Consider the following 26637-nt stretch of genomic DNA (forward strand, 5'->3'; position numbering starts at 1 on the left):
TACTCTCTCTTGTTACCCGCGGCCATGCCGCCAGCTGGCTCATACCTGGAGCCAGAACGTGACGGGGCCATCGTTCACCAGCGAAACCTGCATATCTGCAGCGAATCGTCCGGTTTGCGTGTTCATTTCCTGTTGGCGACAACGTTCAGCAAAGTATTCGTAAAGCGCTTCTGCGCGGTCCGGTGCGGCACCTTTAGAGAACCCCGGACGCATGCCGCGCTCCGTGTCGGCGGCCAGGGTGAACTGCGACACCACCAGCACACTGCCACCCGCCTGCTGAACGTTGAGATTCATCTTCCCTTCGGCATCGCTGAAAATGCGATACCCGAGCACACGCTCGCACAGGCGGTTTGCTTTTTGTTCGTCGTCATCCCTTTCGACACCTAACAACACCAAAAGTCCTGGGCCAATTTCACCCGTCACCTCATCCTCCACGGTGACGCTGGCACGGGTTACGCGCTGAATCAATGCAATCATGGTTGGTCTGCTTCTTCTTGTTCTGCGGCTTGTTTGAGTTTGCGGTATTCACCGAGAGTGACAGTTATTTCGGCACCTAGCAAGACGATACACCAGGTCCAGTACACCCAAACAAACAAAATCGGGATCACCGCCAGCACGCCATAAATCAGCTGATACGAGGGGAACATAGTGATGTACACCGCGAATCCTTTCTTGCCCAGCTCGAAGAGGACCGCCGCTACCAGCGCGCCGACAATGGCGTCCCGGTTGGGCACGCGCGTGGTCGGCACCACGCTGTAAAGCAGCCAGAAAGAGAGCCAGGAGAGGATCAGCGGGAAGATGCGTAACACGTTGTCAATCACGCTGTTTAAATCGCTCGCCCAGCGTAACGACAGGAGATAAGAGCTGATCGCCAGACTGGCCCCGGCCAGCAGCGGCCCCAGCGTCAGGATCATCCAGTACACGGCAAAAGAGTAAACTTTGGGCCGCGCCTTTTTACTGTGCCAGATGGTGTTCAGCGCGCTATCGATGGCGTACATCAGCAGCAGCGCCGTGACGATTAAGCCACATGCGCCCACGGCGGTCATCTTGCTGGAGTTCGCCACGAACTGCTCAATGTAGCCCTGAATCACATCTCCGGTGGCGGGAATAAAGTTGGCAAAAACGAAATGCCGCAGCTGCAGGCTGACGTCGGCAAACATCGGAAAGGCAGAGAACAAGGCAAAAATCACCGCCACCAGCGGCACCAGTGAGAGCAACGACACGTAGGCGAGGTTGCCCGCCAGCGTGGTCATGTTGTCCTCATCGATGCGCTGCCAGAGCAGTTTGATCCACGCCCGAAACGGACGCGTATGATGAGTGGCTTTTTGATGAACGGTTTTTAGCATAACTGCTTCGCAAAGTAGTTCGGTATCGTCTCTTTCCCGGTCACCAGGATCGACGTGATACCCAACTGGTTAGCTCCCTCTATATTATCGGCATTATCGTCAAAAAAGACCGTATCGGACGCGGAGAAACCTTCGGCCTGTAAGACGGCCTGGTAAATGCGCGCCTCGGGTTTGCGCATGCCCATCTCCTGCGACAGGTAGATTTTGTCCGCTGCGGCCTGGATTTGCGGGTATTCGTCAGGCCAGAAGGTGGTATGCAGACGGTTGGTATTGGACAGGACGACCACGCGATGCCCCTGCTCGCGCAGTTTGTTCATGGTGTCGACAACCTCCGGGCGGAGCGCCACAAACACCGCCTGCCAGCCGTGAGCAAACTGCTCGTAACTTAAAGGCAGGTCCATCTCGTGACACATGGCTTCAGCGAAGGCTTCATCGCTGATTTCACCCCGCTCATGCTGATGGAACGCCTCTCCCATAGTGAAATTCTGCTTAAGCGTCGCCAGCGGCACACGGCTAAAATCGCTCCATGCCCCCAGCACTCGATTGAAATCGATATCGACGATGACATTTCCTAAGTCAAAGATATAAAGCATGTTTATCCCCTTCGCGCCGTGGAGAAATAACTGTAGCGGGAAAGAGAGGCTTTGGCTATGCGCCAGATTCAGGTTAGAGCAAGAGAGGAAACTCCCCGACGCATCAGTCGCCGGGGATGGAAATGCAGGGGTTAACCGGCCTGCTGTTCATCGCTGGAGCTGACTTCGACCAGTTCGACTTTGCTGGATTTCAGCAGGCTTTGCAGCCCAGAGCCAGGAAGTTCGTCGGTGAACAACGCCGTGACCTGCGAAACATTGCCAATTTCGACGGCTGCCGAGGCCTGATATTTGGTGTGATCGGCCGCGAGTAAGACATGCCGCGAATGGGCGATCATCGTTTTGACGACGCTGGCTTCGTTGACATCAAACTCCATCATCGCCCCGTCGCTCTCGATAGCCCCCACGCTGGTGACCAGATAATCCGCCCGGAAACCGGAGACAAACGCGGTCGCGGCAGGACCAATAATCCCGCCGTTGTGCGCGCGCAGCGTGCCGCCCGGCACCATGACTTCAAAGCGCGGATTTTTATACAAAATATGCGCCACCCGCAGGCTGTTGGTAATGATGCGCAAATGATTGTGATTGAGCAGCGCGCGCGCGACGTGTTCCACAGTGGTGCCGATGGTGATAAAAATCGTCGAGCCGTCCGGGATATAGTCGGCAATGGCTTCCGCGATGGCGCGCTTCTCTTCCGTTAACGAGACTTCACGCTGCTCAAACGCTGTATTGACCACGCTGGAGGCGCGGCCTGCGCCTCCGTGATGGCGCGTAATCAAGCCCTGCTCGCTGAGTTTGCGGATATCCCGACGCACAGTCTGCGTGGAGACATCCAGCAGTTGCGCCAGTTCATCAATGTTCATGTAGCCGCGATCGGCGATCAACGTCAGCAGTTGATCGTGTCGCGGATTACCGGTCAGTTCAGTCAGGCTCATGGGCTGTCCTCGAAATACCATCACGCCCCGCATTTTATACAAAAAGTGACAAGAAAGAGCGGGTTTGATCACAGTCAGGGATGCCAGCACGTCCGCCGGGACGGGTACATTTCAGCGCAGCAACGGCGCTGGCAAACTGAACCGCCTCTTCCACCCGCGCTTTCTGCGCCAGACTCACCGCCAGTGCGCCATGAAAAACGTCGCCCGCGCCCGTGGTATCCACCACTTCCACGCTAAAACCGGGCTGATGGCAAAGCTCCCCGGCCTCAAGCCAGTAACAGCCCTCTTTGCCCTGAGTGACGTAAACATGTCCATTTGTGAGCGTTTGTGCTTTTTTCAGTGCGTCGAAGGGTGAAGAGAGGCTGGTCAGGCGCTGCAGGCCCGGTGCGGAGAAAGCCGCGTGATCGCTTAACGCCACCAGCTCGCTGATATCCTGCGGCGTGATATCCGCATCCAGCACCGTCGTCACGCCCTGCTCACGTGCGCAGGTGAAAGCCTGCTTTGCCCCGTCGTGCCAGCGCACATCCGCCAGCACCACGTCCCATTGAGAGAAGTCGATTTCGCGCAGCCAGTCCGCCTCCGCCGGGAGATCCGGGCTGGGATAGTTGGCAATAATGCGCTCGCCACTGGCATCCACCAAAACCGCAGATTGCGAAGAGCGCGCCCCTTTCACGACGCGGGTGTAGCGGGTGTTGACCCCCAGGGACTCCAGCTCCGCGAGGAGTCGGTTGCCGGTATCGTCATCACCCACGCGGCCAATGAAGTCCACCTGTGCGCCCAGTTTTGCCGCGGCCACTGCCGCCGTCGCCGCCGGGCCACCGCCCACTTCCGTATAGTTATTCGCGACATACTTTCCGCCTTCCTTTGGTAAATCACTGAGATACCAGATGCGATCCAGCACGGTGATGCCAACACACACGATTCGAGTCATGGTTTTTCCTTATGCGTTTTTGATGCCTCTCATTTTAATTTCACAAAATGTTTAAAAAGTGACCCATGTCTATTTTTTGACTATAAATTACAAATACGATCAAAAACAGACACCACAAGCGCTCACTAATTGACAATTTGTGACAAGCAGGAGAGAGGAATGTCAGCAATCGCATTTATAGGTTTAGGGCAGATGGGCGCGCCGATGGCGAGCAATCTGCTTAAGCAGGGCCATCAGCTGCAGGTATTTGATGTGAATCCTGAGGCGGTTCAGGCGCTGGTCGCAAAGGGGGCGCAAGCGGCGACGACGCCCGCGGATGCAGCAAGCGACGCCGAGTTTGTTATCACCATGCTGCCCAACGGCGATTTGGTTCGTGCGGTTCTGTTTGGTGAAAACGGTGTTTGCCAAGGGTTATCTCGCGAGGCGCTGGTCATTGATATGTCGACCATTCACCCGCTGCAAACAGACAAGCTCATTGCAGAGATGGCGGAGCGCGGGTTCAGCATGATGGATGTGCCCGTCGGCCGCACCTCTGACCATGCCATTGCCGGAACCTTGCTGCTGCTGGCAGGCGGCACGCCTTCGCAGGTCGAGCGCGCGACGCCGGTGCTTATGGCGATGGGAAGTGAACTCATCAACGCGGGCGGTCCCGGCATGGGGATCCGCGTCAAGCTCATCAACAACTACATGAGTATCGCCCTGAACGCCCTTTCCGCAGAAACCGCGGTGCTGTGCGAAGCCCTGGGGCTCTCTTTCGACGTGGCGCTGAAAGTGATGAGCGGCACGCCCGCCGGCAAAGGCCATTTCACCACCTCCTGGCCGAACAAAGTGCTGAAAGGCGATCTTTCCCCGGCGTTCATGATCGACCTTGCCCATAAAGATCTGGGGATTGCACTGGACGTTGCTAACCAGCTGCACGTCCCGATGCCGCTCGGGGCAGCTTCCCGTGAAGTTTACAACCAGGCGCGCGCCGCCGGACGCGGCCGCGAAGACTGGACCGCGATTCTCGAGCAAGTTCGGGCGTCTGCCGGGCTGAACCACACACGTTAATGAAAAGGACTGAAGAATGACCCCTTATACCCTGAAAGATATCACCCGACCTTCCGGCGGTTTCGCCATGCTGGCCGTCGATCAGCGTGAAGCGATGCGCCTGATGTTTGCCGCTGCGGGCGAAAAACTGCCGGTCACCGACCAGCATTTAACGGATTTCAAAGTCAACGCGGCAAAAATCCTCTCGCCTTATGCCTCGGCCATCCTGGTCGATCAGCAGTTTTGCTATCGCCAGATCGTCGAGCAGCACGCCGTCGCCAAAAGCTGCGCGATGATTGTCGCCGCCGATGAATTTATTCCGGGGAACGGACTTCCGGTCGACAGCGTCGTTATTGATAAAAGCATCGATGCCCAGGCGGTACGACGCGACGGCGGCAAAGCGTTGAAACTGCTGGTGTTGTGGCGCAGCGATGAAGATCCTCAGCAGCGCCTCGAGATGGTGAAAGCATTTAATCAGCTGTGTCACAGCCAGGGGCTGCTCAGCATCATCGAACCGGTGGTGCGCCCACCGCGCCGCAGCGCGGCATTCAACCGTGAGCAGGCCATCATCGATGCGGCGAAAGAGCTGGGTGATAGCGGGGCCGATCTCTACAAAGTCGAAATGCCGCTGTTCGGCAAAGGCACGCAGCAAGAGCTGCTGGCCGCCTCGCAAAAGCTGAATGAGCAGATCGCGATGCCGTGGGTGATCCTCTCTTCCGGCGTTGATGACAAACTCTTCCCGCGCGCCGTACGCGTGGCGATGCAGGCGGGTGCCTCCGGCTTCCTGGCTGGTCGCGCCGTGTGGTCGTCCGTGGTGGGTCTGCCGGACACGGAGCTGATGCTGCGCGATGTTTCTGTGCCGAAACTGCAGCGTTTGGGTGAGATTGTTGACGAAATGATGGCAAATCGCTGAAAGAGGGATTGAACAATGAAATGGTTTAACACACTGAGCCACAACCGCTGGCTGGAACAAGAGACCGATCGCATTTTTGATTTTGGCAAGAACGCCGCCGTCCCGACCGGTTTTGGCTGGCTGGGTAACACCGGGCAGGTGAAAACGGATATGGGGACGCATCTGTGGATCACCGCTCGCATGCTGCACGTCTACGCCGTGGCCGCCGCGATGGGCCGCCCTGGCGCATATGCCCTGGTGGAGCACGGGATTAACGCCCTGAACGGTGCGCTGCGCGATAAAGAGTACGGCGGCTGGTACGCCTGCGTGAACGACGAAGGCGTTATCGATGCCTCCAAGCAGGGCTATCAGCACTTCTTCGTGTTACTCGGTGCGGCCAGCGCCGTAACGACGGGCCATCCGCAAGCGCGCCAGCTGCTGGATGACGCCATCGAGGTGATCGAGAAATATTTCTGGAGCGAACAGGAGCAGATGTGCCTGGAATCCTGGGATGAAGCCTTCAGCAAAACCGAGGATTACCGAGGCGGCAACGCCAATATGCACGCCGTTGAAGCCTTCCTGATTGTCTACGACGTGACCCACGACCGCAAATGGCTGGACCGCGCCCTGCGCGTTGCCTCGGTGATTATTCACGATGTCGCCCGCAAAGGGGAGTATCGCGTTAACGAACATTTCGACACCGACTGGAACCCGATTCGCGATTACAACAAAGACAATCCGGCGCACCGTTTCCGCGCTTACGGCGGCACGCCGGGCCACTGGATCGAGTGGGGCCGCCTGATGCTACATCTGCGTGCAGCGCTGGAAGCACGCTTTGAAACCCCGCCGGAATGGCTGCTGGAAGATGCGAAAGGCCTTTTCCACGCCACCATTCGTGACGCCTGGGCACCGGACGGCGCGGATGGGATCGTCTACACCGTCGACTGGGACGGAAAACCTATCGTCCGCGAACGCGTGCGCTGGCCGATCGTCGAAGCCATGGGAACAGCCTACGCGCTCTATACCGTCACCGGCGATCCGCAGTATGAAGCCTGGTATCAGACCTGGTGGGAGTACTGCATCAAGTACCTGATGGACTACGAAAATGGCTCGTGGTGGCAGGAGCTGGATACCAACAACGAAGTGACCACCAAAGTCTGGGACGGCAAGCAGGATATTTACCATCTGCTGCACTGCCTGGTGATCCCGCGTCTGCCGCTCGCTCCGGGGCTTGCCCCTGCCGTCGCGGCCGGGCTGCTGGACTGCAACGCGAAGTAATTCCAGGAGAAGGGCATGCATAAAAGTGGCAAAACCCTCGTCCTGAATGCGGGCGATTACCGGGCTGAAATCGTCACCGTGGGCGCTGGGCTGGCTTCCCTGACGCATCGTGGGCGTCACCTTGTGATCCCGCACGCGCCGGAAGAGATGCCGTTAGCCCATCTGGGGAAAGTGTTGATTCCCTGGCCTAATCGCATCACGGATGGCCGCTATACGTTCGACGGTCAAACGCTGACGCCTGCCATCAACGATCGCGCCTCGAATACGGCGATCCACGGGCTGCTGGCGTGGCAGAACTGGCAGATTGCCGGGCAGACGCCTTCAGGCGTTACGCTGACGGCCTTTTTGCCGCCGACCTACGGCTACCCTTTTATGCTTGCCGCTGAGATCACTTACCAGCTGGATGAGTCTGCGGGCCTGAGCGCCCGTATTCTCAGCAAAAATATCGGAGATCGTGCTGCGCCTTATGGCGCAGGCGTTCACCCCTATCTGACCTGCAATCAGCAGCCTATCGACCGCTGCGAGTTGCAGCTGCCCGCCTGCGAGATTTTTGACGTTCCGACATCAACGCGCGGCGCGGTCAGGGAACTGGATTTCCAGGCACCGCGCACCATCGGCTCGACGCAGATCGACCACACCTTTCACCCGCTGGACGCCGGGTCTCGCTGGGAAGTCAGGTTAACGGACCCGCAAAGCGCGCTAGCCGTCTGGCTGCGCTCGAGCCAGCCGTGGATCCAGATTTACTCCGGCGAAAAGTTAGAACGAAGAGGCCTTGCGGTGGAACCGATGAGCTGTCCACCGGATGCCTTTAACTCAGGCGTTGAGCTGGTGGTCCTCGGGCCGGGAGACGCCCATCAGATGAGCTTTGAAATTGGCTGCGAATAACTAAAACAAAGAACCCTTACCCTACAACGGAGGTCAAAATGACTTCGCAATACCCTGATGTGAAAGTGATAACCCATGACGATGGTTTTAGCCTGTCGTTCCAGGACCGCCTGATCCTGTGCCACACGCCGCAATCGCCTTGCCTGTGGATGGGTTCGGGCGCGGCAGATATTGAGATGTTTCGCGGCAACTTCAGCATCAAAGACAAACTCAACGAGAAGATTGCCCTGACGGATGCGACGGTCACAGCGCAAGGTGCAGGCTGGACGATTCGTTTTACCCGCGGGGATGCGGTGAGCGCCACCTTGCTGGTCGGCACGGATAAACAGGGCCGCCTTGAGCTGAAACTCAAAAACGAGCTTCCCAGCCATAACCGCATCTGGCTGAGACTGGCGGCGCAGCCAGCGGACCATATTTACGGCTGTGGCGAGCAGTTTTCGTATTTCGATCTGCGCGGCAAACCTTTCCCGCTGTGGACCAGCGAACAGGGCGTGGGGCGTAACAAACAGACCCTCGTCACCTGGCTTGCCGACTGCAAAGAGAATGCGGGCGGGGATTATTACTGGACCTTCTTCCCGCAGCCAACCTTCGTCAGCACGCAAAAGTATTACTGCCACGTCGATAACAGCTGCTACATGAATTTCGACTTCAGCGATCCTGATTTTCACGAGTTGGCGTTCTGGGAAGATAACGCCACGCTGCGCTTCGACTGTGCTGAAACCTATGTCGATCTGCTGGAAAAACTGAGCGGATTACTGGGCCGCCAGCCGGAGCTGCCGGACTGGGTTTACGACGGCGTGACGCTGGGCGTTCAGGGCGGCACCGAGGTGTGCCAGCAGAAGCTCGATACGATGCGTAACGGCGGCGTGAAGGTGAACGGCATCTGGGCGCAGGACTGGTCCGGCATCCGCATGACCTCGTTCGGCAAGCGCGTGATGTGGAACTGGAAATGGAACTGCGAGCTTTATCCGCAGCTTGATGAGCGCATCCCGCAATGGAAACGCGAAGGCGTGCAGTTCCTCTCCTACATCAACCCGTACGTTGCCAGCGATAAAGATCTGTGCGAAGAGGCAGCAACACGCGGCTATCTGACCAAAGATGCCGACGGCAAAGATTATCACGTCGAGTTCGGCGAGTTTTATGCGGGCGTGATCGACCTGACCAACCCGGAAGCCTACGACTGGTACAAAGAGGTCATCAAACGCAACCTGATCGAGCTCGGCTGCGGCGGATGGATGGCGGACTTTGGCGAGTATCTGCCTACCGACACCTTCCTGCACAACGGCGTGAGCGCCGAGATCATGCATAACGCCTGGCCTGCCCTGTGGGCGAAGTGCAATTACGAGGCGCTGGAAGAGACCGGCAAACTCGGCGAGATCCTGTTCTTTATGCGCGCGGGTTACACCGGGAGTCAGAAGCATTCTGTGATGATGTGGGCGGGCGATCAGAACGTGGACTGGAGTCTGGACGACGGCCTGGCGTCGGTGGTTCCGGCGGCGCTATCGCTGGCGATGACCGGGCACGGTCTGCATCACAGCGATATCGGCGGGTATACCACCCTGTTCGAGATGAAACGCAGCAAAGAGTTGCTACTGCGCTGGTGCGATTTTAGCGCCTTCACGCCGATGATGCGCACCCATGAAGGGAACCGCCCTGGCGATAACTGGCAGTTCGACAGCGACGCAGAAACTATCGCTCACTTCGCCCGTATGACATCCATCTTCACCACCCTGAAGCCCTACATCAAAGACGCCGTGGCGCAGAACGCGAAACGCGGCCTGCCGGTGATGCGCCCGCTGTTCATGCATTACGAGGATGACGCGCAAACCTATTCCCTGAAATATCAGTATCTGTTTGGCCGCGATCTGCTGGTCGCGCCCGTGCATGAAGAGGGTCGCCGCGACTGGACGCTTTATCTTCCGCAGGACAGCTGGATCCACGCCTGGACGGGAGAAGAGTACACCGGCGGAGAGGTGACGGTGCAGGCACCACTGGGGCAGCCGCCGGTCTTTTATCGGGCTAACAGCGAATGGCGCAAGCTGTTCGACCAGCTTATCGCTCTGTAATTCAAGGAAAGAACATGGACTTCTTTACTCTGTTTACCCCAGACGGTGTGCCTCTGGATTACGGCGTGATGGCTATCGTGATTGCCATTATGTTTATGTACACCTTCGTTGGGATCTGCGCCGGTTTCGGCGGCGCGCTGACCACCATGCCGCTGATTACCCTGCTCCTGCCGCTGAAAATGGCGGCACCGATGTCGGTGATTGTCGGCACGGCGACGGCGCTGTACGCCACCTGGCTCTCGCGCAAAGAGACGCAGTGGAAATCAGCGCTGGTGCTGATTCTGTTCTCCTTTGCCGGGATCCCGGTCGGCATTTACGCGCTCTCTTATCTGCCCGATCACATCATGAAAATCGGTCTCGGCGGTTTCCTGATCCTCTACTCCTTCTACAGCCTGTTTATTCCGCGTCTGCCGGTGTATGACAAAAACTGGATCGCTATGCCGATTGGCGTGATTGCCGGTGCGCTGGGTTCAGCCTTCTCCACCAACGGGCCGCCGGTGGTGATTTACGGCATGCTGCGCAATCTGGCTCCGGCGGCGTTCCGCGGCACCCTGAACGCGTTCTTTACCGCCAACAACATCGCCATTATTGGCGGGCTGACCACCAGCGGTATTTTGACAGTGTCGACCATCAAGCTGGTGCTGTTCTGCGTGCCGACCATGATCCTGGGGTCGCTGGTGGGCCAGTACGTGCACAAGCGGATCTCCGTTAACGTCTTCCGGGTGATGGTCTTTTTACTGCTGATTGCCTCGGGCGCGATGCTGATCAAAGGCGCCACGGGCATCTCCACGCTGAGTGCGTTACTGCCGGTGTTTGGTTTGCTGCTGGTACTGCAGATCCTGTTTGGCAAAAAAGTGGCCGCCATTCGCGCCGCCAGTCAGAGTTAGCGGAGAAGAGACGATGAGTCAGTCAATGACCGAAAACGGCAATCCGGCCAGTCTGCGTTTACCGTTTAAAGAGAAACTGGCCTATGGAATGGGCGATCTGGGTTCCAATATTCTGCTGGATATTGGCACGCTCTATTTGCTGAAGTTTTACACCGACGTGCTGGGGCTGCCGGGCACCTACGGCGGCATTATCTTTTTGATTGCCAAGTTCTTTACCGCGTTTACCGACATGGGCACCGGGATTATGCTCGACTTGCGACGCAAGATTGGGCCAAAGGGAAAATTCCGTCCGTTCGTGCTGTACGCGGCGTTTCCGGTCACGCTGTTAGCCATCGCCAACTTTGTCGGCACGCCTTTTGATATCACCGGCAAAACGGTCATGGCAACCCTGCTGTTCATGCTCTACGGGTTGGTTTTCAGCATGATGAACTGCTCCTACGGGGCGATGGTGCCTGCGATCACCAAGAACCCCGATGAGCGTGCCGCCCTCGCCGCCTGGCGTCAGGGCGGGGCAACGCTCGGCTTGCTGCTCTGCACGGTCGGTTTTGTGCCGGTCATGAACCTGATTGAAGGCAGCTCGCAGGCCGGGTATATCTTTGCCGCCACGCTGTTTTCCCTCTGCGGATTGCTCTGCATGTGGTGCTGCTATCGGGGCGTGAAGGAGCGCTACGTCGAAGTGCAACCCGCCCATATGGCGCAGAAACCGGGCCTACTCCAGTCGTTTCGGGCTATCGCCGGGAACCGGCCACTGTTTATCCTCTGCATCGCCAACCTGTGCACCTTAGGCGCATTCAACGTCAAACTCGCGATTCAGGTTTACTACACGCAATACGTGCTCAACGACCCGATTTTGCTGTCGTACATGGGTTTCTTCAGTATGGGCTGCATTTTTGTCGGCGTATTTATGATGCCCGGCGCGGTGCGGCGCTTTGGCAAGAAAAAAGTCTATATCGGCGGGCTGCTGATCTGGGTGGCGGGCGATCTCCTGAACTACTTCTTCGGCGGCGGGCCGGTCAGCTTTGTCGCGTTCTCCTGTCTGGCCTTCTTCGGGTCGGCATTTGTGAATAGCCTGAACTGGGCGCTGGTGTCGGACACGGTGGAGTACGGCGAATGGCGAACCGGCGTGCGGTCAGAAGGAACGGTTTACACCGGATTTACCTTCTTTCGCAAGGTGTCGCAGGCACTGGCCGGTTTCTTCCCCGGCATGATGCTGACGCAAATCGGCTATGTGCCCAACGTGGTTCAGTCCCCCGGAACCGTCGAGGGCTTACGTCAGCTGATATTCATCTATCCGTGCATTCTGGCCGTCGTCACCATTGTGGCCATGGGCTGCTTCTATAACCTCAACGAGAAGCTGTATGTGCGCATCGTTGAAGAGATAGAGCTTCGTAAGGCGCTATGAGGATCGCGTATGACTAAGACCCCTGATCCGTTAACCCTGAAACTGAGCCTGCGCGAGAAGTTTGCCTATGGAATGGGTGATTTTGGCTCGAACCTGATTCTGTCGATTGGCACACTGTACCTGCTGAAATTTTATACGGATGAGCTGGGCATGCCGGCGTTTTACGGTGGGATTATTTTTCTGGTTGCGAAGTTCTTCACCGCCTTCACCGACATGCTGACCGGTGTGCTGCTGGATTCACGGCGCCATATCGGCGCACGGGGGAAATTCCGCCCCTTTATTCTGTACGCCTCCGTTCCGGTCGCGCTGGTCGCGACGGCACAGTTCATCGCCAATGATTTCAGCCTGACGGTCAAAACGGCCATCGCCACCGTGTTATTTATGCTCTTCGGCCTGTTCTACAGCCTGATGAACTGCTCGTACGGGGCGATGGTTCCGGCGATCACCAAAAACCCGAACGAGCGCGCGCATCTTGCGGCCTGGCGTCAGGGCGGAGCCACGGTGGGGCTGCTGCTGTGTACGGTGGGCTTTATGCCCATACAGGCGCTGTTTGCCAGCCAGACGTCGCTGGGGTATCTGGTGGCCGCGTTGCTCTTCGTGACTACCGGGCTGTTCTGCATGTGGTATTGCTACAGCGGCGTGCAAGAGCGTTACGTCGACATCACGCCCGAGCACCATAAGCCTGGGATCATGAAATCGTTTTATGCGATTTTCCGCAATCCCCCGCTGCTGGTGCTGTGCATCGCCAATCTCTGCACACTGGCGGCTTTTAACATCAAACTCGCTATCCAGGTCTATTACACCCAGTACGTGCTTAACGATATTCATCTCTTGTCGTGGATGGGTTTTTTCAGCATGGGCTGCATTCTGGTGGGCGTACTTATGGTGCCGGGCGCAGTGAAACGCTTTGGCAAAAAGCAGGTGTATTTGGGTGGGCTGACCCTGTGGGCGGTGGGCGATGTGCTGAACTTTGTCTGGGGAAGCAGCTCGCTAACGTTCGTACTGTTTTCCTGTATGGCGTTTTTCGGCACGGCTTTCGTGAACAGCCTGAACTGGGCGCTGGTGCCGGATACCGTTGAGTATGGGGAGTGGAAGACGGGGATCCGCGCCGAAGGCTCGGTCTATACCGGCTATACCTTTTCGCGCAAGATTTCGGCGGCGCTCGCCGGATTCTTACCTGGGATTATGCTCACGCAAATCGGTTATATCCCGCACGCGGTACAAAGTGCAGGCACCCTGCTTGGCCTGCGTCAGCTGATTTTTCTTTGGCCGTGCGGGCTGGCGATTATCGCCGCCATCACCATGGGACTGTTTTATAAGCTCAACGAGCAACGCTTCGCGTTTATTATTGAAGAGATAGGAAAACGGAAACAACCGCCGGAACCGCAACCCGATGCCCCGGCAAACAATAAACCGTCTACTGTGACCTTATACTGACATAAAAAAAGCCGCTGAATATCAGCGGCTTTTCGCATTACGCACCTCAGAGAGGCATCGTATTAGTCTTTGCTGCCACGGCCCGCACGTTTACGGTCGTTCTCAGTCAGGTGACGTTTACGGATACGTACGGAGGTAGGGGTAACTTCTACCAGTTCGTCGTCATCGATAAATTCCAGAGCCTGCTCAAGAGACATTTTCTGTGCTGGAACCAGCGTGGTGGCTTCGTCAGTACCGGAAGCACGCATGTTGGTCAGTTTCTTACCGGTCAGGCAGTTTACAGTCAGGTCGTTAGAACGACTGTGAATACCGATGATCTGGCCTTCGTAAACTTCTGCACCGTGACCCAGGAACAGCTTACCGCGGTCCTGCAGGCTGAACAGTGCGAACGCAACTGCTTTACCCTGGCCGTTAGAGATCAGCACGCCGTTCTGGCGCTGACCGATTTCACCCGGTTTAACGTCATCGTAGTGGCTGAAAGTGGAGTACAGCAGACCAGTACCGGAGGTCATGGTCATGAACTCGGTACGGAAGCCGATCAGGCCACGTGCCGGGATCAGGTAATCCAGACGAATACGGCCTTTGCCGTCAGGGATCATGTCTTTGACATCGCCCTTACGCTCGCCCATTGCCTGCATCACAGAACCCTGGTGCTGTTCTTCGATATCCAGCGTCACGTTCTCGAACGGCTCTTGCATACGGCCATCGATCATACGGTTGATAACTTTCGGACGGGACACAGCCAGTTCGAAGCCTTCACGACGCATGTTTTCGATAAGAACAGACAGGTGCAGCTCGCCACGACCGGATACACGGAACGCGTCCGCATCTTCGGTTTCTTCAACACGCAGTGCCACGTTGTGCACCAGCTCTTTGTTCAGGCGGTCAAGGATCTGACGAGAGGTAACGTATTTACCTTCTTTGCCACAGAACGGAGAGGTGTTGACGTTGAAGAACATGGTAACGGTTGGTTCATCAACAGACAGGGCTGGCAGCGCTTCGACGTTTTGCGGATCGCAAAGGGTGTCGGAGATGTTCAGCTCGCCCAGACCGGTGATCGCGATGATGTCGCCCGCTTCGGCTTCGGTGGATTCAATACGCTCCAGACCGAGGTGAGTCAGTACTTTACCGACTTTACCGTTACGAGTTTTACCTTCGCTGTCGATGACAGTGACTTGCTGGTTAGGCTTCACTTTACCGCGCTTGATACGACCGATGCCGATAACGCCAACGTAGTTGTTGTAGTCCAGCTGGGAGATCTGCATCTGGAACGGACCATCGAGGTCAACGCTTGGTGCTTTAACGTGGTCAACAATCGCCTGGTACAGCGGAGTCATGTCTTCCGCCATCTCATTGTGATCGTTACCCGCGATACCCATCAGTGCTGATGCATAGATGATTGGGAAGTCGAGCTGCTCGTCGCTTGCGTCCAGGTTCACGAACAGGTCGAAGACCTGATCCACAACCCAGTCAGGACGCGCGCCAGGACGGTCAACTTTGTTGATAACCACGATTGGCTTCAAACCATGGGCAAATGCCTTTTTGGTTACGAAGCGCGTCTGCGGCATTGGGCCATCCATTGCGTCAACGACCAGCAGAACGGAGTCTACCATGGACATTACACGTTCAACTTCACCACCGAAGTCGGCGTGCCCAGGGGTATCAACGATGTTGATACGGTAGTCATTCCATTTGATAGCGGTGTTTTTAGCGAGGATGGTAATCCCACGCTCTTTCTCCAAATCGTTGGAGTCCATCACGCGTTCGGTGGCTTCAGCACGTTCATTACTGAAGGTACCGGATTGCTGCAGCAGCTTGTCAACCAGGGTAGTTTTACCATGGTCAACGTGCGCGATGATGGCGATATTACGCAGATTTTCGATCACAACTTTGCCTCAGGCATTTAGAAATAGCGCGTTATTGTACACGGATTAATCGCAGGACTAAACAGGATCACAAACATCCTCCGCAAACAAGTATCGCAGAGTTGCTTTGTGACCGCTTTCACGCAGCGTAAAAAGCGCACTTTAACGAAAATTGCACCAATATGGTGCTCAATGTTCACACTGAAGCACTATACTGGTGCAAGATGACTATCGTGGTGCAGTTCATTTGCACTATGACGTGCATGATAACGCCTTTTTGGGGTGATTTAAAAGTTGGCACAGATTTCGCTTTATAAAAATACGGCAAAAAGATGGCAACCCTGCCTGCCATAAACAGAATTGAAGACCTCGTTACCACGACGACAATGACCAATCCGGGAGAGTTAAGTATGTCCGCTGAACACGTTTTGACGATGCTGAACGAACACGAAGTGAAGTTTGTTGATCTGCGCTTCACTGATACCAAAGGTAAAGAACAGCACGTCACAATTCCTGCTCACCAGGTAAATGCCGAATTCTTCGAAGAAGGCAAAATGTTTGACGGCTCCTCAATCGGCGGCTGGAAAGGTATCAACGAATCCGACATGGTTCTGATGCCAGACGCAACCACTGCGCTCATTGACCCGTTCTACGAAGAGTCTACCCTGATTATCCGTTGCGACATCCTCGAGCCAGGCACGCTGCAGGGCTACGACCGCGACCCACGCTCCATCGCTAAACGCGCTGAAGAGTACCTGCGTTCTACCGGCATCGCGGACACCGTGCTGTTCGGGCCAGAGCCAGAGTTCTTCCTGTTCGACGACATCCGCTTTGGTGCGTCTATCTCCGGTTCTCACGTGGCTATCGACGATATCGAAGGCGCATGGAACTCCTCCACCAAATACGAAGGTGGTAACAAAGGTCACCGTCCAGGCGTGAAAGGCGGTTACTTCCCGGTTCCTCCGGTCGATTCTTCTCAGGACATCCGTTCTACCATGTGTCTGATCATGGAAGAGATGGGTCTGGTTGTTGAAGCGCATCACCACGAAGTGGCGACGGCGGGTCAGAACGAAATCGCCACCCGCTTTAACACCATGACCAAAAAAGCGGATGAGATTCAGATCTACAAATATGTGGTTCACAACGTGGCGCACCGCTTCGGCAAAACCGCGACCTTCATGCCAAAACCAATGTTTGGCGATAACGGTTCCGGTATGCACTGCCACATGTCCCTGTCCAAGAACGGGACTAACCTGTTCTCTGGCGACAAATATGCAGGTCTGTCCGAGCAGGCGCTGTTCTACATCGGCGGTGTGATCAAGCACGCTAAAGCGATTAACGCCCTGGCGAACCCAACCACCAACTCCTACAAGCGTCTGGTCCCAGGCTACGAAGCACCGGTCATGCTGGCGTACTCTGCCCGTAACCGTTCTGCTTCTATCCGTATCCCAGTGGTTGCGTCTCCAAAAGCGCGTCGTATCGAAGTGCGCTTCCCGGACCCAGCGGCTAACCCATACCTGTGCTTCGCAGCGCTGCTGATGGCGGGTCTTGACGGTATTAAGAACAAGATCCACCCTGGCGAAGCGATGGACAAAAACCTGTACGACCTGCCGCCAGAAGAAGCGAAAGAGATCCCACAGGTTGCCGGTTCTCTGGAAGAAGCACTCAACGCGCTCGACGCTGATCGTGAGTTCCTGACGGCTGGCGGTGTGTTCACCGACGACGCTATCGATGCTTACATCGCCCTGCGTATCGAAGAGAACGACCGTGTGCGCATGACGCCACACCCGGTTGAGTTCGAACTGTATTACAGCGTTTAAGTTTTAACGATGACCCGCGACCTTTTCCGCGGGAAATCGAAAGCCGTTTTTTGTTGCCGTGGAAACTTTTTAGCCCATCTCCGGATGGGCTTTTTTCTCCACCAACAAACTGATCTCACGCGCTTTTTACAACGAAAAAGCTATACTGCACTAAATTAGTGCACCCAACTCCAGGAGACTGCTTAATGGCAACTGGCACGCTGCCCGATGCTGGGCAGATCCTCAATTCTTTAATCAACAGTATCTTACTGGTCGACGATGAGCTGGCGGTGCATTACGCCAACCCTGCGGCGCAGCAGCTGCTCGCCCAAAGCTCGCGTAAATTATTTGGTACGCCGTTACCCGAACTGTTGAGCTATTTTTCGCTGAATATTGCCCTGATGCAGGAAAGTCTCGCAGCGGGCCAGGGGTTCACCGACAACGAAGTGACCCTGGTGATCGACGGGCGCTCGCATATTCTTTCGCTGACGGCGCAGCGTCTGCCGGACGGGCTCATTCTGCTGGAAATGGCGCCGATGGATAACCTGCGTCGGTTGAGCCAGGAGCAGCTCCAGCACGCTCAGCAGATCGCGGCGCGCGATCTGGTGCGTGGCCTTGCCCATGAGATTAAAAACCCTCTGGGCGGCCTGCGTGGCGCAGCACAGCTGTTAACCAAAGCTCTGCCCGACCCTACGCTTGCGGAATACACCAACGTCATCATTGAACAGGCCGATCGCCTGCGCAATCTGGTGGACCGTCTGCTTGGGCCACAGCAGCCGGGTATGCACGTGACAGAAAGCATCCACAAAGTGGCTGAGCGCGTGGTGAAGCTGGTCTCAATGGAGTTACCCGCGAACGTCACACTGGTGCGCGATTACGATCCAAGTCTGCCGGAATTGCCGCACGATCCCGACCAGATTGAACAGGTTCTGCTGAACGTGGTGCGTAACGCCCTGCAAGCCCTGGGCGCAGATGGCGGGCAAATCGTTCTGCGTACGCGGACCGCATTCCAGTTAACGCTGCATGGCGTGCGCTATCGCCTCGCCGCTCGTATCGACGTTGAAGACAATGGGCCAGGCATTCCCTCGCATCTTCAGGACACGCTGTTTTACCCGATGGTGAGTGGCCGCGAAGGCGGGACCGGGCTGGGATTATCCATCGCCCGTAATTTGATCGACCAACACTCCGGCAAAATTGAATTTACCAGTTGGCCGGGTCATACCGAGTTTTCGGTTTACCTGCCAATTAAAAAATAAAGGTGACGACGATGCAACGAGGGATAGTCTGGGTAGTCGATGATGATAGCTCCATCCGCTGGGTGCTTGAACGCGCGCTTACCGGAGCAGGATTAAACTGCACCACCTTTGAAAGCGGCAGCGAAGTGCTCGATGCGCTCATCACCAAAACCCCGGACGTGCTGCTTTCGGATATTCGGATGCCAGGCATGGACGGGCTGGCGCTGTTAAAACAGATCAAGCAGCGCCATCCGATGCTTCCGGTCATCATAATGACCGCTCACTCTGACCTGGATGCCGCCGTCAGCGCCTACCAGCAGGGTGCATTTGATTATCTGCCAAAACCCTTCGATATCGATGAAGCCGTCGCCCTGGTAGAACGCGCAATTAGCCACTATCAGGAACAGCAGCAGCCGCGCAACGCGCCGGTGTTTGGCCCGACGACGGATATTATTGGCGAAGCGCCCGCGATGCAGGATGTGTTTCGTATCATTGGCCGTCTGTCGCGTTCGTCCATCAGCGTGCTGATTAACGGTGAATCCGGGACCGGTAAAGAGCTGGTCGCTCATGCCCTGCACCGCCACAGCCCGCGCGCGAAAGCGCCGTTTATCGCCCTGAATATGGCCGCCATCCCGAAGGATTTGATCGAATCGGAGCTGTTTGGTCATGAGAAAGGCGCGTTTACTGGCGCGAACACCATTCGTCAGGGGCGCTTCGAACAGGCCGACGGCGGGACGCTTTTCCTCGATGAGATTGGCGATATGCCGCTGGACGTGCAAACGCGTCTGCTGCGCGTGCTGGCCGACGGTCAGTTTTACCGCGTCGGTGGATATGCGCCGGTGAAAGTCGATGTGCGTATTATCGCCGCCACGCACCAGAACCTGGAGCAGCGCGTGCAGGAGGGCAAATTCCGTGAGGACTTGTTCCACCGTCTGAACGTCATTCGCGTTCACCTTCCGCCGCTGCGCGAACGCCGGGAAGATATTCCGCGTCTGGCGCGCCATTTCCTGCAGGTTGCCGCCCGCGAACTGGGGGTTGAAGCCAAACTGCTGCACCCGGAAACTGATGCGGCGCTGACGCGTCTGGCATGGCCGGGGAACGTGCGTCAGCTGGAAAATACCTGCCGCTGGCTCACGGTGATGGCTGCCGGTCAGGAAGTGCTGATTCAGGATCTGCCGAGCGAATTGTTTGAAGCCACCGCGCCCGAAAGCAGCACCGGCCAATCGTTACCCGACAGCTGGGCGACGCTGCTGGCGCAGTGGGCGGACCGTGCGCTGCGTTCCGGTCATCAAAACCTGCTTTCCGAAGCGCAGCCTGAAATGGAACGCACCTTGCTGACAACGGCATTGCGCCATACGCAGGGGCATAAACAGGAAGCCGCTCGGCTGCTGGGTTGGGGGCGAAATACCCTGACGCGGAAGCTGAAAGAGCTGGGAATGGAATAACGCCTGATGGCGCTGCGCTAATCAGGCCTACAATGTGTAGGCCCGGTCTGTGTAGCGCCTAGATCACGCGAGAGAATTGCTGCAGCCGCGCTTTCTGACGCAGATAGGCATCAAAGCACATGCAGATATTACGAATCAACAGGCGTCCTTTTGGCGTCACCAGGATCGCTTTATCCGTCACCTCCACTAGCCCGTCTTTCGCCAGCGGCGCGAGCAGTTTCAGATCTTCCGCAAAGTAGTCGGTAAAAGCGAGTTCCCACTGGGATTCGACGTCGGCAAAATCGAGGCGGAAGTTGCAGATCAGCGCCTTAATGACATCCCGACGAATACAGTCATCGCGCGTCAGCGCAATCCCGCGCCACAAAGCGTTACCGGTTTCATCCACCTGCTGATAGTACTGCTTGAGCTCTTTCTGGTTCTGCGCGTAGCAGTCGCCAATCATGCTGATCGCTGACACGCCCATCCCCAGTAAATCCGTATCGCCCTGAGTGGTGTAACCCTGGAAGTTGCGATGCAGGACGCCTTCACGCTGGGCGATGGCCAGCTCGTCATCAGGACGGGCAAAGTGGTCCATACCGATAAACTGGTAGCCGGTTTCCGTCAGAGAAGTAATGGTCTCCTGCAGGATATCGAGCTTTTGCTGCGCAGACGGCAGGTCGGCATCTTTGATTTTGCGCTGGGCGGCAAACAGCGTCGGCAGGTGCGCATAGTTAAAGACGCTAAGGCGATCGGGGTTCAGCTCCGCCACGCGTTTCAGCGTAAAGGCGAAGCTTTCCGGCGTTTGCTTCGGCAGGCCGTAAATCAGGTCGATGTTGGTCGAGGTAAAACCGATTTCACGCGCGTGGTTCAGCAGCGCAAAAATAAACTCTTCGTCCTGCTCGCGGTTGACCAGGCGCTGCACTTCTTTGTTGAAGTCCTGCACGCCCATGCTCAGACGGTTGAAGCCCTCGGCACGCAGGTGATCGAGCACGTCCAGTTCGATTTCACGCGGATCGACTTCAATCGAGATTTCAGCATCGGCATCAAAACGGAAATTGGCGCGCAGGAGGCTCATCAGGCGGCTGATTTGCGCTTTGTTGAGATAGGTTGGCGTACCGCCGCCCCAGTGCAGCTGGCTCACGTGACGCCCGGCCACCAGCGGCGCGCGGTGCAGGATCTCCTGCTCTAACGCATCCAGATACTGATCGGCTTTGTGCTGCTGGCGGGTGACGATTTTATTGCAGCCGCAGAAATAGCAGAGCTTATGGCAGAAGGGGATGTGAACATACAGCGACAGCGGGCGCTCAGGATAGCGCGCAACCGCCTGCAAAAAGTCGGCCTCGCCGAAGGATTCCGAGAACTCCAGCGCGGTCGGGTATGAGGTATAACGCGGCCCGGAATAGTTATATTTCTGGATCAGGGCCAGATCCCAGTCGATGCTTGGTACAGACATGCTCACTCCTTCCGTTGGTGTCGCGTTCGTATACGGCGGCCCGTTTTGACCCCACTGCGGGTCAACATTCGGGTGCGCAGCCACCTCTGTCGCCGCGACAACCGCCGTAGTTTAACGAATAACCACACCAGATAACATATAACCGGAAGGGTTATAAGCAGGACTATAGAGCCCGCCGGGTGCAAATGTTAGTTTCCACCTTTCAGCAGACGCATCATGTCGTCCTGCTTCTCTTCTTCTTCGTCTTCTTCATCGTCGTAAGAGAGACCGAGCTGCTGCATCAGTTCATCAATACGATCGAGTTTGGCATCAACCCATTTCTGCTCTTCAGCATTCAGCGCTTCGCCCTGTTCAAGTCGTTCCAGCAGCGCATCCAGGCGCTCATCATTCTCCAGCATATCCAGCTCAGCCTGCGGTGAAAGCATAGGTTTCTCGCTCTTTTTAGGTTTTTGCTGCTTGATAACCGGGGCGTCGGTGACGCCCAGTGGAATTGGCGTTTTGCTCCCGATGCGCGGGTCTTTCTGTTTGGATTGCTGCGCAGCGGAACCTGTGACACTGCTACCGCTCGCGCGGCTACCCGATGCATGACCACTATGCTTTTTCGCACGTTTACGATCGCGAGCTTCCTGATTCAGTTCTTCACGGGTTTTGCGGTGTGCTTTTGCCGGGCGTTTAGCGCCCGCTGTGGATGTCGGTTTTTTCATGATGCCTTGTCTTTAAGCCATTTTATTCAGTATAGAATTGCGGCGAAATCTAGCAGAAAGCAAGCAAAGAAAAAAGGCGACAGAGCAATCTGTCGCCTTTTTTCCTGACTCTCAACCCTTAACGGGTCAAACATTCCATGTTTGCCAACAACTAACCCTGTTTATCCTTTAGCGGATACCGTCCATGATACGGTTCCTTTTCCTTTCAAACGCCTCCAGGCGTGTCACCATCCTGGTTGTCCTGAGTCTTCGCCTCCTGGCGCTCCTGACCCTTCATCCTGAAGTCGTTATCCTGCTGGCATCCTCGCCTTGGTTGCTACTTTACCTTTTTCAGGTTTTCTGACAAGCCACCTGCGCGTCCAAATTAGAACTTTCGGATAATTCCTTATCGTCAACATTATGATTTTAAAGGTTTTGCTATTTTTTCTGCATGAGGATCCTCTTAAATATCCCATAGCAATAATGGTCAATGTCTTACATTTATAATGGTTTTAATCTACAGCCCGAACGCGAAGAGAAAAGCCTTTTGCCTGCATTCAGGTATACTCCCCATCAGATTACGATTTTTGGAGACGACCACGTGACTACCTGGAACTACCAACAGACGCATTTTGTCACCAGTGCGCCTGATATTCGCCACTTACCGCCTGATACGGGTATCGAAGTGGCATTTGCTGGCCGCTCCAATGCGGGAAAATCCAGCGCCCTGAATACGCTGACAAACCAGAAAAGCCTGGCGCGTACCTCAAAAACCCCGGGTCGTACTCAGCTGATTAACCTGTTTGAAGTTGCCGACGGTAAGCGTCTGGTGGATTTACCCGGTTACGGCTACGCCGAAGTGCCGGAAGAGGTCAAAATCAAATGGCAGCGCGCGCTGGGTGAATACCTGGAAAAACGCCAGTGCCTGAAAGGTCTGGTGGTGCTGATGGACATCCGTCACCCGCTGAAAGATCTCGATCAGCAGATGATCCACTGGGGCGTTGCGAGCGATATCCCGGTTCTGGTGCTGCTGACCAAAGCCGATAAACTGGCGAGCGGTGCGCGTAAAGCGCAGCTGAAACTGGTGCGTGAAGCCGCAGTGGAGTTCGGCGGTGACGTGCAGGTTGAGACGTTTTCATCCCTGAAAAAGCAGGGTGTGGACGTGCTGCGTCACAAGCTCGACAGCTGGTATAACGGTCTGGAACCCGCGACTGAAGCGGAAGAGTGATGAAGAGCGCGGCGATGACCGCGCTTTTTTTTGGTCCAAATATTTTCTTTGCCGCAATAAAAAACGCCCCAGTCATTACTGACTGGGGCGGCTAAAATATTCAGCCAAATCCGATTACGTGAAGTAAAAGGTCTGAAAGATAGAACATCTTACCTCTGTACCCTACATCGATAACTCTACTCTTTTTTTATCGCTGGACAAAGCACTTTTTGTAGTTTTTTTTCACTCTTTACATAGGTAAATCTAATGGTTGTCACAAAAAGCGGGCTGTTATGTTGCTTACTTACATAATCAGCCGCTTGTTCATCGAACCCTTAGTGAGCCTGATCCCAGTTCGCCCCACTCCCCACTTCCACCAGCAATGGCACATCTAATTTCATGCTGCTTTCCATCAGTTCGTGGATCTTTTTCGATACGGCTTCCAGATCGTCTTTGTGCACTTCGAACACCAGTTCATCGTGCACCTGCATGATCATTTTCACGCGTGGTTTGTCGTTTTCCAGCCAGGCATCAACCGCAATCATGGCGCGCTTGATGATATCCGCGGCCGTCCCCTGCATCGGGGCGTTGATGGCCGCGCGCTCTGCACCAGCACGACGCGCCGCGTTGCTGGAGGTAATATCCGGCAGATACAGACGACGACCATCCAGCGTTTCAACGTAGCCCTTATCTTTTGCCTGGGCACGCGTGCGTTCCATATATTCCAGCACGCCCGGATAACGCTCGAAGTAGAGATCCATGTACTTCTGCGACTCTTTACGCGGAATATTCAGCTGGCGAGAAAGGCCAAAAGCGCTCATACCGTAGATCAGGCCGAAGTTGATCGCCTTCGCGCTGCGGCGCTGCTCGCCGGTTACGCTCTCTAATGGCAGACCAAAAACTTCTGCCGCCGTAGCGCGGTGGATATCTTTCCCTTCCGCAAACGCGGTCAGCAAACCCTTGTCACGCGACAGGTGCGCCATGATGCGCAGTTCGATTTGCGAGTAGTCGGCAGAGACGATCAGGTAATCTTGCGGAGCGATGAAGGCCTGACGAATGCGTCGCCCTTCTTCGTTACGCACCGGAATGTTCTGCAGGTTAGGATCGGTGGAGGACAAACGCCCTGTCGCCGCTACTGCCTGATGATAGGAGGTGTGAACGCGACCGGTTTTTGGGTTGATCATTAGCGGCAGCTTATCGGTGTAGGTCGATTTAAGCTTCGCGAGGCCACGGTATTCCAGAATCACTTTTGGCAGCGGGTAATCCAGCGCCAGCTCTTCCAGTACCTCTTCAGACGTCGACGGCGCACCGCCCGGCGTTTTCTTCAGCGGTTTAATACCCTGTTTTTCAAACAGAATGGTTTGCAGCTGTTTGGTCGACGCCAGGTTGAAGGGCTCGCCCGCAATGTCATGAGCTTTCAGCTCCAGCTCATTCAGACGCAGGGTGATCTCTTCCGAATGCTTGTGCAGAACGGCCGGATCGATTTTGACGCCGTTGCGCTCAATACGAGACAGCACAGGCACCAGCGGCATTTCGACATTCTCGAAAATGTTCAGCGGCCCTTCCTGCTTTTGCAGTTTCGGGTACATTTTCAGGTGTAACTGCAGCGTCACGTCAGCATCTTCTGCCGCGTAGCGACCCGCCTCTTCCAGGGCAATCTGGTTGAAGGTCAGCTGATTTTTGCCTTTGCCGGCAATTTCTTCGAAGGTGACGGTTTTATGCTTAAGCCAGCGATCGGAGAGCGAATCCATATCATGACGGCCCGCGACGCTGTTCAGAATGTAGGATTCCAGCATGGTGTCGTAGGCGATACCGCGCAGCTCGATGCCGTAGTTCTGCAAAATACCGCGATCATATTTCAGGTTTTGCCCAACCTTGAGCGCTTTGTCATCTTCCAGCAGCGGCTTGAGCAGCTCAAGTACGCGGTCACGCGAGATTTGATCCGGCGCGTCCAGATAGTCATGCGCGACAGGGACATAAGCGGCGATGCCCGGCTCTGTCGCAAAGGAGAGACCGACCATGTTGGCGGAGATATTATCGAGGCTGTCGGTTTCGGTATCGAACGCGAAGACCGGCGCTTTTTTCAGTTTCTCAATCCAGGCGATGAGCTGCGCTTCGTCGAGTACCGTTTCGTAGTTTTCGAAGGAGAGCTGACTCGCCGCCTCTTCGACTTCCTCTTCGGCATTAACAACGAGGGTCTCTTTTGGCTTGGCGGCAGGTTTGGCACCTTTCGCCTGCATCCATTTCCCGGCTTCGACGTCGGTTATCCAGCGTTTGAACTCATACTGCTTAAACAGGCCAAGGAGCTCTTCCGCGACCGGCTGCTGGACCTCAAGCTGCTCGCAGGTAAGTTCCAGCTCGACGTCAGTTTTGATGGTGGCCAGCTTATAGGAGAGGTAAGCCACATCTTTATTTTGCTCGAGCTTCGCGGCCATGGTTTTGGCACCACGGAACGTCAGCCCGGCGATTTTGTCGGATTCGGCATACAGCGTATCCAGTCCGCCGAGGCCCTGCAGCAACGCCTGCGCGGTTTTCTCGCCCACGCCTGGCACGCCCGGAATGTTATCCGAGGAGTCACCCATCAAGGCGAGGAAATCGATGATCAGTTCTGGCGGCACGCCATATTTGGTGACGACCTCTTCCGGCCCAAGGATGGTGTTGGTCATGGTATTGATCAGGGTGATCCCAGGAGTCACCAGCTGCGCCATGTCTTTATCACCGGTACTGATCAGCACCGGACGGCCCATTTTCTCCGCTTCACGCGCCAGGGTACCGATAACGTCGTCAGCTTCCACCCCAGAAACCGCCAGCAGCGGCAAGCCCATCGCTTTCACCATGGTGTGCAGCGGCTCGATTTGCGCGCGCAAATCATCCGGCATCGGCGGACGGTGGGATTTGTAATCCTCGAATAGCTCATCGCGGAAGGTTTTGCCCTTCGCATCAAATACCACCGCCGCATGGGACGGCTGGTATTGCAGGATCAGGCTGCGCAGCATATTCAGCACGCCATACATCGCGCCGGTTGGCTCCCCCGCGCTGTTGGTCAGAGGAGGAAACGCATGATACGCCCGATACAGGTATGAAGAGCCGTCGACGAGAATAAGAGGGTTTTCTGGAATCTGAACCATAATGTCCGTGCCTTTAATCAATTTATGGCTAAAGGATGCCACAGAAGGATGAAAACATCAGTTTTTAGCGCCGAATACAGGAAAAGATTTTGCGATCGTCAGGATCGATCGCAAAATCAAACTGTGGATAAGTTTGTGCATACTTTTAATTCATATGAAGAATCG

22 protein-coding genes are annotated in these 26637 nt (G+C 55.8%); 12 read left to right on the forward strand and 10 right to left on the reverse strand.

The features are described from left to right. Positions 1-39: 39 nt before the first annotated feature. From dtd to AC3WS9_RS22165, 5 genes are all read right to left on the reverse strand, one after another. Positions 40-477 carry a D-aminoacyl-tRNA deacylase gene (gene dtd, locus AC3WS9_RS22145; protein WP_492490270.1) on the reverse strand — a complete coding sequence of 146 codons (438 nt, stop codon included), beginning with the start codon at positions 475-477 and terminating at the stop codon, positions 40-42. Then, entirely contained in the window at positions 474-1346 is an 873-nt protein-coding gene (locus AC3WS9_RS22150; RefSeq protein WP_282492193.1) for a virulence factor BrkB family protein, read from the reverse strand. Before AC3WS9_RS22150 ends, dtd begins: the two co-directional genes overlap by 4 nt. Next, positions 1340-1939: a glucose-1-phosphatase gene (gene yihX / locus AC3WS9_RS22155; RefSeq protein ID WP_285146450.1), complete on the reverse strand. Its 600-nt coding sequence runs from the start codon at positions 1937-1939 to the stop codon at positions 1340-1342. The genes AC3WS9_RS22150 and yihX overlap by 7 nt, the downstream gene beginning before the upstream one ends. Positions 1940-2070: 131 nt before the next feature. Next, positions 2071-2871, reverse strand: coding sequence for a DeoR/GlpR family DNA-binding transcription regulator (locus AC3WS9_RS22160; protein ID WP_285146449.1), 801 nt, complete (start codon positions 2869-2871; stop codon positions 2071-2073). A gap of 34 nt (positions 2872-2905) precedes the next feature. Beyond that, complete coding sequence (locus tag AC3WS9_RS22165; RefSeq protein ID WP_285154585.1) at positions 2906-3802, reverse strand: sugar kinase; 897 nt, start codon at positions 3800-3802, stop codon at positions 2906-2908. Between the two features lie 159 nt (positions 3803-3961). On the opposite strand from AC3WS9_RS22165, the gene yihU reads away from it, so the two are divergent. From yihU to AC3WS9_RS22205, 8 genes are read left to right on the forward strand one after another with little or no spacing between them, the layout of a single operon-like run. Continuing rightward, entirely contained in the window at positions 3962-4852 is an 891-nt protein-coding gene (gene yihU / locus AC3WS9_RS22170; protein ID WP_492490271.1) for a sulfolactaldehyde 3-reductase, read from the forward strand. A gap of 16 nt (positions 4853-4868) precedes the next feature. After that, complete coding sequence (yihT, locus tag AC3WS9_RS22175; protein ID WP_285146446.1) at positions 4869-5744, forward strand: sulfofructosephosphate aldolase; 876 nt, start codon at positions 4869-4871, stop codon at positions 5742-5744. A gap of 15 nt (positions 5745-5759) precedes the next feature. Next, positions 5760-7001, forward strand: coding sequence for a sulfoquinovose isomerase (yihS, locus tag AC3WS9_RS22180; RefSeq protein ID WP_282492199.1), 1242 nt, complete (start codon positions 5760-5762; stop codon positions 6999-7001). A 15-nt stretch (positions 7002-7016) separates the two neighbouring features. Beyond that, complete coding sequence (locus AC3WS9_RS22185; protein WP_492490272.1) at positions 7017-7886, forward strand: aldose-1-epimerase; 870 nt, start codon at positions 7017-7019, stop codon at positions 7884-7886. 38 nt (positions 7887-7924) lie between these two features. Then, a complete protein-coding gene (locus AC3WS9_RS22190) occupies positions 7925-9952 on the forward strand; it encodes an alpha-glucosidase (RefSeq protein WP_492490273.1) in 2028 nt (675 codons plus the stop codon). 14 nt (positions 9953-9966) lie between these two features. Next, positions 9967-10839: a sulfite exporter TauE/SafE family protein gene (locus AC3WS9_RS22195; protein WP_285148633.1), complete on the forward strand. Its 873-nt coding sequence runs from the start codon at positions 9967-9969 to the stop codon at positions 10837-10839. Between the two features lie 25 nt (positions 10840-10864). Beyond that, on the forward strand, positions 10865-12241 hold the full coding sequence (locus AC3WS9_RS22200; protein ID WP_492490356.1) for an MFS transporter: 1377 nt from the start codon (positions 10865-10867) through the stop codon (positions 12239-12241). Between the two features lie 9 nt (positions 12242-12250). Further along, positions 12251-13678, forward strand: a complete 1428-nt coding sequence (locus AC3WS9_RS22205; protein WP_324723242.1) for an MFS transporter — start codon at positions 12251-12253, stop codon at positions 13676-13678. A gap of 62 nt (positions 13679-13740) precedes the next feature. Here AC3WS9_RS22205 and typA read toward each other — a convergent pair whose 3' ends face one another. Next, complete coding sequence (gene typA, locus AC3WS9_RS22210; RefSeq protein ID WP_282492205.1) at positions 13741-15564, reverse strand: ribosome-dependent GTPase TypA; 1824 nt, start codon at positions 15562-15564, stop codon at positions 13741-13743. 389 nt (positions 15565-15953) lie between these two features. Here typA and glnA point away from each other — a divergent pair, with 389 nt between their 5' ends. The 3 genes from glnA to glnG all read left to right on the forward strand — a co-directional run bounded on the left by glnA (position 15954) and on the right by glnG (position 20022). Next, on the forward strand, positions 15954-17363 hold the full coding sequence (gene glnA, locus AC3WS9_RS22215; protein ID WP_095284040.1) for a glutamate--ammonia ligase: 1410 nt from the start codon (positions 15954-15956) through the stop codon (positions 17361-17363). A gap of 185 nt (positions 17364-17548) precedes the next feature. Continuing rightward, positions 17549-18598: a nitrogen regulation protein NR(II) gene (gene glnL, locus AC3WS9_RS22220; RefSeq protein ID WP_282492206.1), complete on the forward strand. Its 1050-nt coding sequence runs from the start codon at positions 17549-17551 to the stop codon at positions 18596-18598. A gap of 11 nt (positions 18599-18609) precedes the next feature. After that, positions 18610-20022 (forward strand): nitrogen regulation protein NR(I), encoded by a 1413-nt coding sequence (gene glnG, locus AC3WS9_RS22225; RefSeq protein WP_282492207.1) that lies wholly within the window; start codon positions 18610-18612, stop codon positions 20020-20022. Between the two features lie 58 nt (positions 20023-20080). On the opposite strand, the gene hemN is transcribed toward glnG, so the two are convergent. Both hemN and yihI read right to left on the reverse strand, forming a co-directional pair. Next, positions 20081-21454 (reverse strand): oxygen-independent coproporphyrinogen III oxidase, encoded by a 1374-nt coding sequence (gene hemN / locus AC3WS9_RS22230; protein ID WP_492490274.1) that lies wholly within the window; start codon positions 21452-21454, stop codon positions 20081-20083. A 188-nt stretch (positions 21455-21642) separates the two neighbouring features. Further along, complete coding sequence (gene yihI / locus AC3WS9_RS22235) at positions 21643-22158, reverse strand: Der GTPase-activating protein YihI (protein WP_282492209.1); 516 nt, start codon at positions 22156-22158, stop codon at positions 21643-21645. Positions 22159-22738: 580 nt separating this feature from the next. Between yihI and yihA the strand changes: the two genes are divergently transcribed. Further along, positions 22739-23365: a ribosome biogenesis GTP-binding protein YihA/YsxC gene (gene yihA / locus AC3WS9_RS22240; RefSeq protein ID WP_282492211.1), complete on the forward strand. Its 627-nt coding sequence runs from the start codon at positions 22739-22741 to the stop codon at positions 23363-23365. A 100-nt stretch (positions 23366-23465) separates the two neighbouring features. On the opposite strand, the gene spfP is transcribed toward yihA, so the two are convergent. Beyond that, on the reverse strand, positions 23466-23513 hold the full coding sequence (spfP, locus tag AC3WS9_RS22245) for a small protein SpfP (protein ID WP_071892919.1): 48 nt from the start codon (positions 23511-23513) through the stop codon (positions 23466-23468). A 166-nt stretch (positions 23514-23679) separates the two neighbouring features. Continuing rightward, complete coding sequence (gene polA / locus AC3WS9_RS22250) at positions 23680-26472, reverse strand: DNA polymerase I (protein WP_324723244.1); 2793 nt, start codon at positions 26470-26472, stop codon at positions 23680-23682. Positions 26473-26637 lie beyond the last annotated feature (165 nt).

The organism is Lelliottia sp. EB106-05-01-XG201 (assembly GCF_058791735.1).

What these genes read in the sequence shown, in the direction of transcription:
- AC3WS9_RS22150 (WP_282492193.1), bottom strand. Translation starts at nt 1,346, where the DNA reads ATGCTAAAAACCGTTCATCAAAAAGCCACTCATCATACGCGTCCGTTT.
- hemN (WP_492490274.1), bottom strand. Translation starts at nt 21,454, where the DNA reads ATGTCTGTACCAAGCATCGACTGGGATCTGGCCCTGATCCAGAAATAT.
- yihT (WP_285146446.1), top strand. Translation starts at nt 4,869, where the DNA reads ATGACCCCTTATACCCTGAAAGATATCACCCGACCTTCCGGCGGTTTC.
- AC3WS9_RS22165 (WP_285154585.1), bottom strand. Translation starts at nt 3,802, where the DNA reads ATGACTCGAATCGTGTGTGTTGGCATCACCGTGCTGGATCGCATCTGG.
- AC3WS9_RS22160 (WP_285146449.1), bottom strand. Translation starts at nt 2,871, where the DNA reads ATGAGCCTGACTGAACTGACCGGTAATCCGCGACACGATCAACTGCTG.
- polA (WP_324723244.1), bottom strand. Translation starts at nt 26,472, where the DNA reads ATGGTTCAGATTCCAGAAAACCCTCTTATTCTCGTCGACGGCTCTTCA.
- yihU (WP_492490271.1), top strand. Translation starts at nt 3,962, where the DNA reads ATGTCAGCAATCGCATTTATAGGTTTAGGGCAGATGGGCGCGCCGATG.
- glnG (WP_282492207.1), top strand. Translation starts at nt 18,610, where the DNA reads ATGCAACGAGGGATAGTCTGGGTAGTCGATGATGATAGCTCCATCCGC.
- AC3WS9_RS22205 (WP_324723242.1), top strand. Translation starts at nt 12,251, where the DNA reads ATGACTAAGACCCCTGATCCGTTAACCCTGAAACTGAGCCTGCGCGAG.
- AC3WS9_RS22200 (WP_492490356.1), top strand. Translation starts at nt 10,865, where the DNA reads ATGACCGAAAACGGCAATCCGGCCAGTCTGCGTTTACCGTTTAAAGAG.
- AC3WS9_RS22190 (WP_492490273.1), top strand. Translation starts at nt 7,925, where the DNA reads ATGACTTCGCAATACCCTGATGTGAAAGTGATAACCCATGACGATGGT.
- glnA (WP_095284040.1), top strand. Translation starts at nt 15,954, where the DNA reads ATGTCCGCTGAACACGTTTTGACGATGCTGAACGAACACGAAGTGAAG.
- glnL (WP_282492206.1), top strand. Translation starts at nt 17,549, where the DNA reads ATGGCAACTGGCACGCTGCCCGATGCTGGGCAGATCCTCAATTCTTTA.
- yihS (WP_282492199.1), top strand. Translation starts at nt 5,760, where the DNA reads ATGAAATGGTTTAACACACTGAGCCACAACCGCTGGCTGGAACAAGAG.
- yihX (WP_285146450.1), bottom strand. Translation starts at nt 1,939, where the DNA reads ATGCTTTATATCTTTGACTTAGGAAATGTCATCGTCGATATCGATTTC.
- dtd (WP_492490270.1), bottom strand. Translation starts at nt 477, where the DNA reads ATGATTGCATTGATTCAGCGCGTAACCCGTGCCAGCGTCACCGTGGAG.
- AC3WS9_RS22195 (WP_285148633.1), top strand. Translation starts at nt 9,967, where the DNA reads ATGGACTTCTTTACTCTGTTTACCCCAGACGGTGTGCCTCTGGATTAC.
- AC3WS9_RS22185 (WP_492490272.1), top strand. Translation starts at nt 7,017, where the DNA reads ATGCATAAAAGTGGCAAAACCCTCGTCCTGAATGCGGGCGATTACCGG.
- yihI (WP_282492209.1), bottom strand. Translation starts at nt 22,158, where the DNA reads ATGAAAAAACCGACATCCACAGCGGGCGCTAAACGCCCGGCAAAAGCA.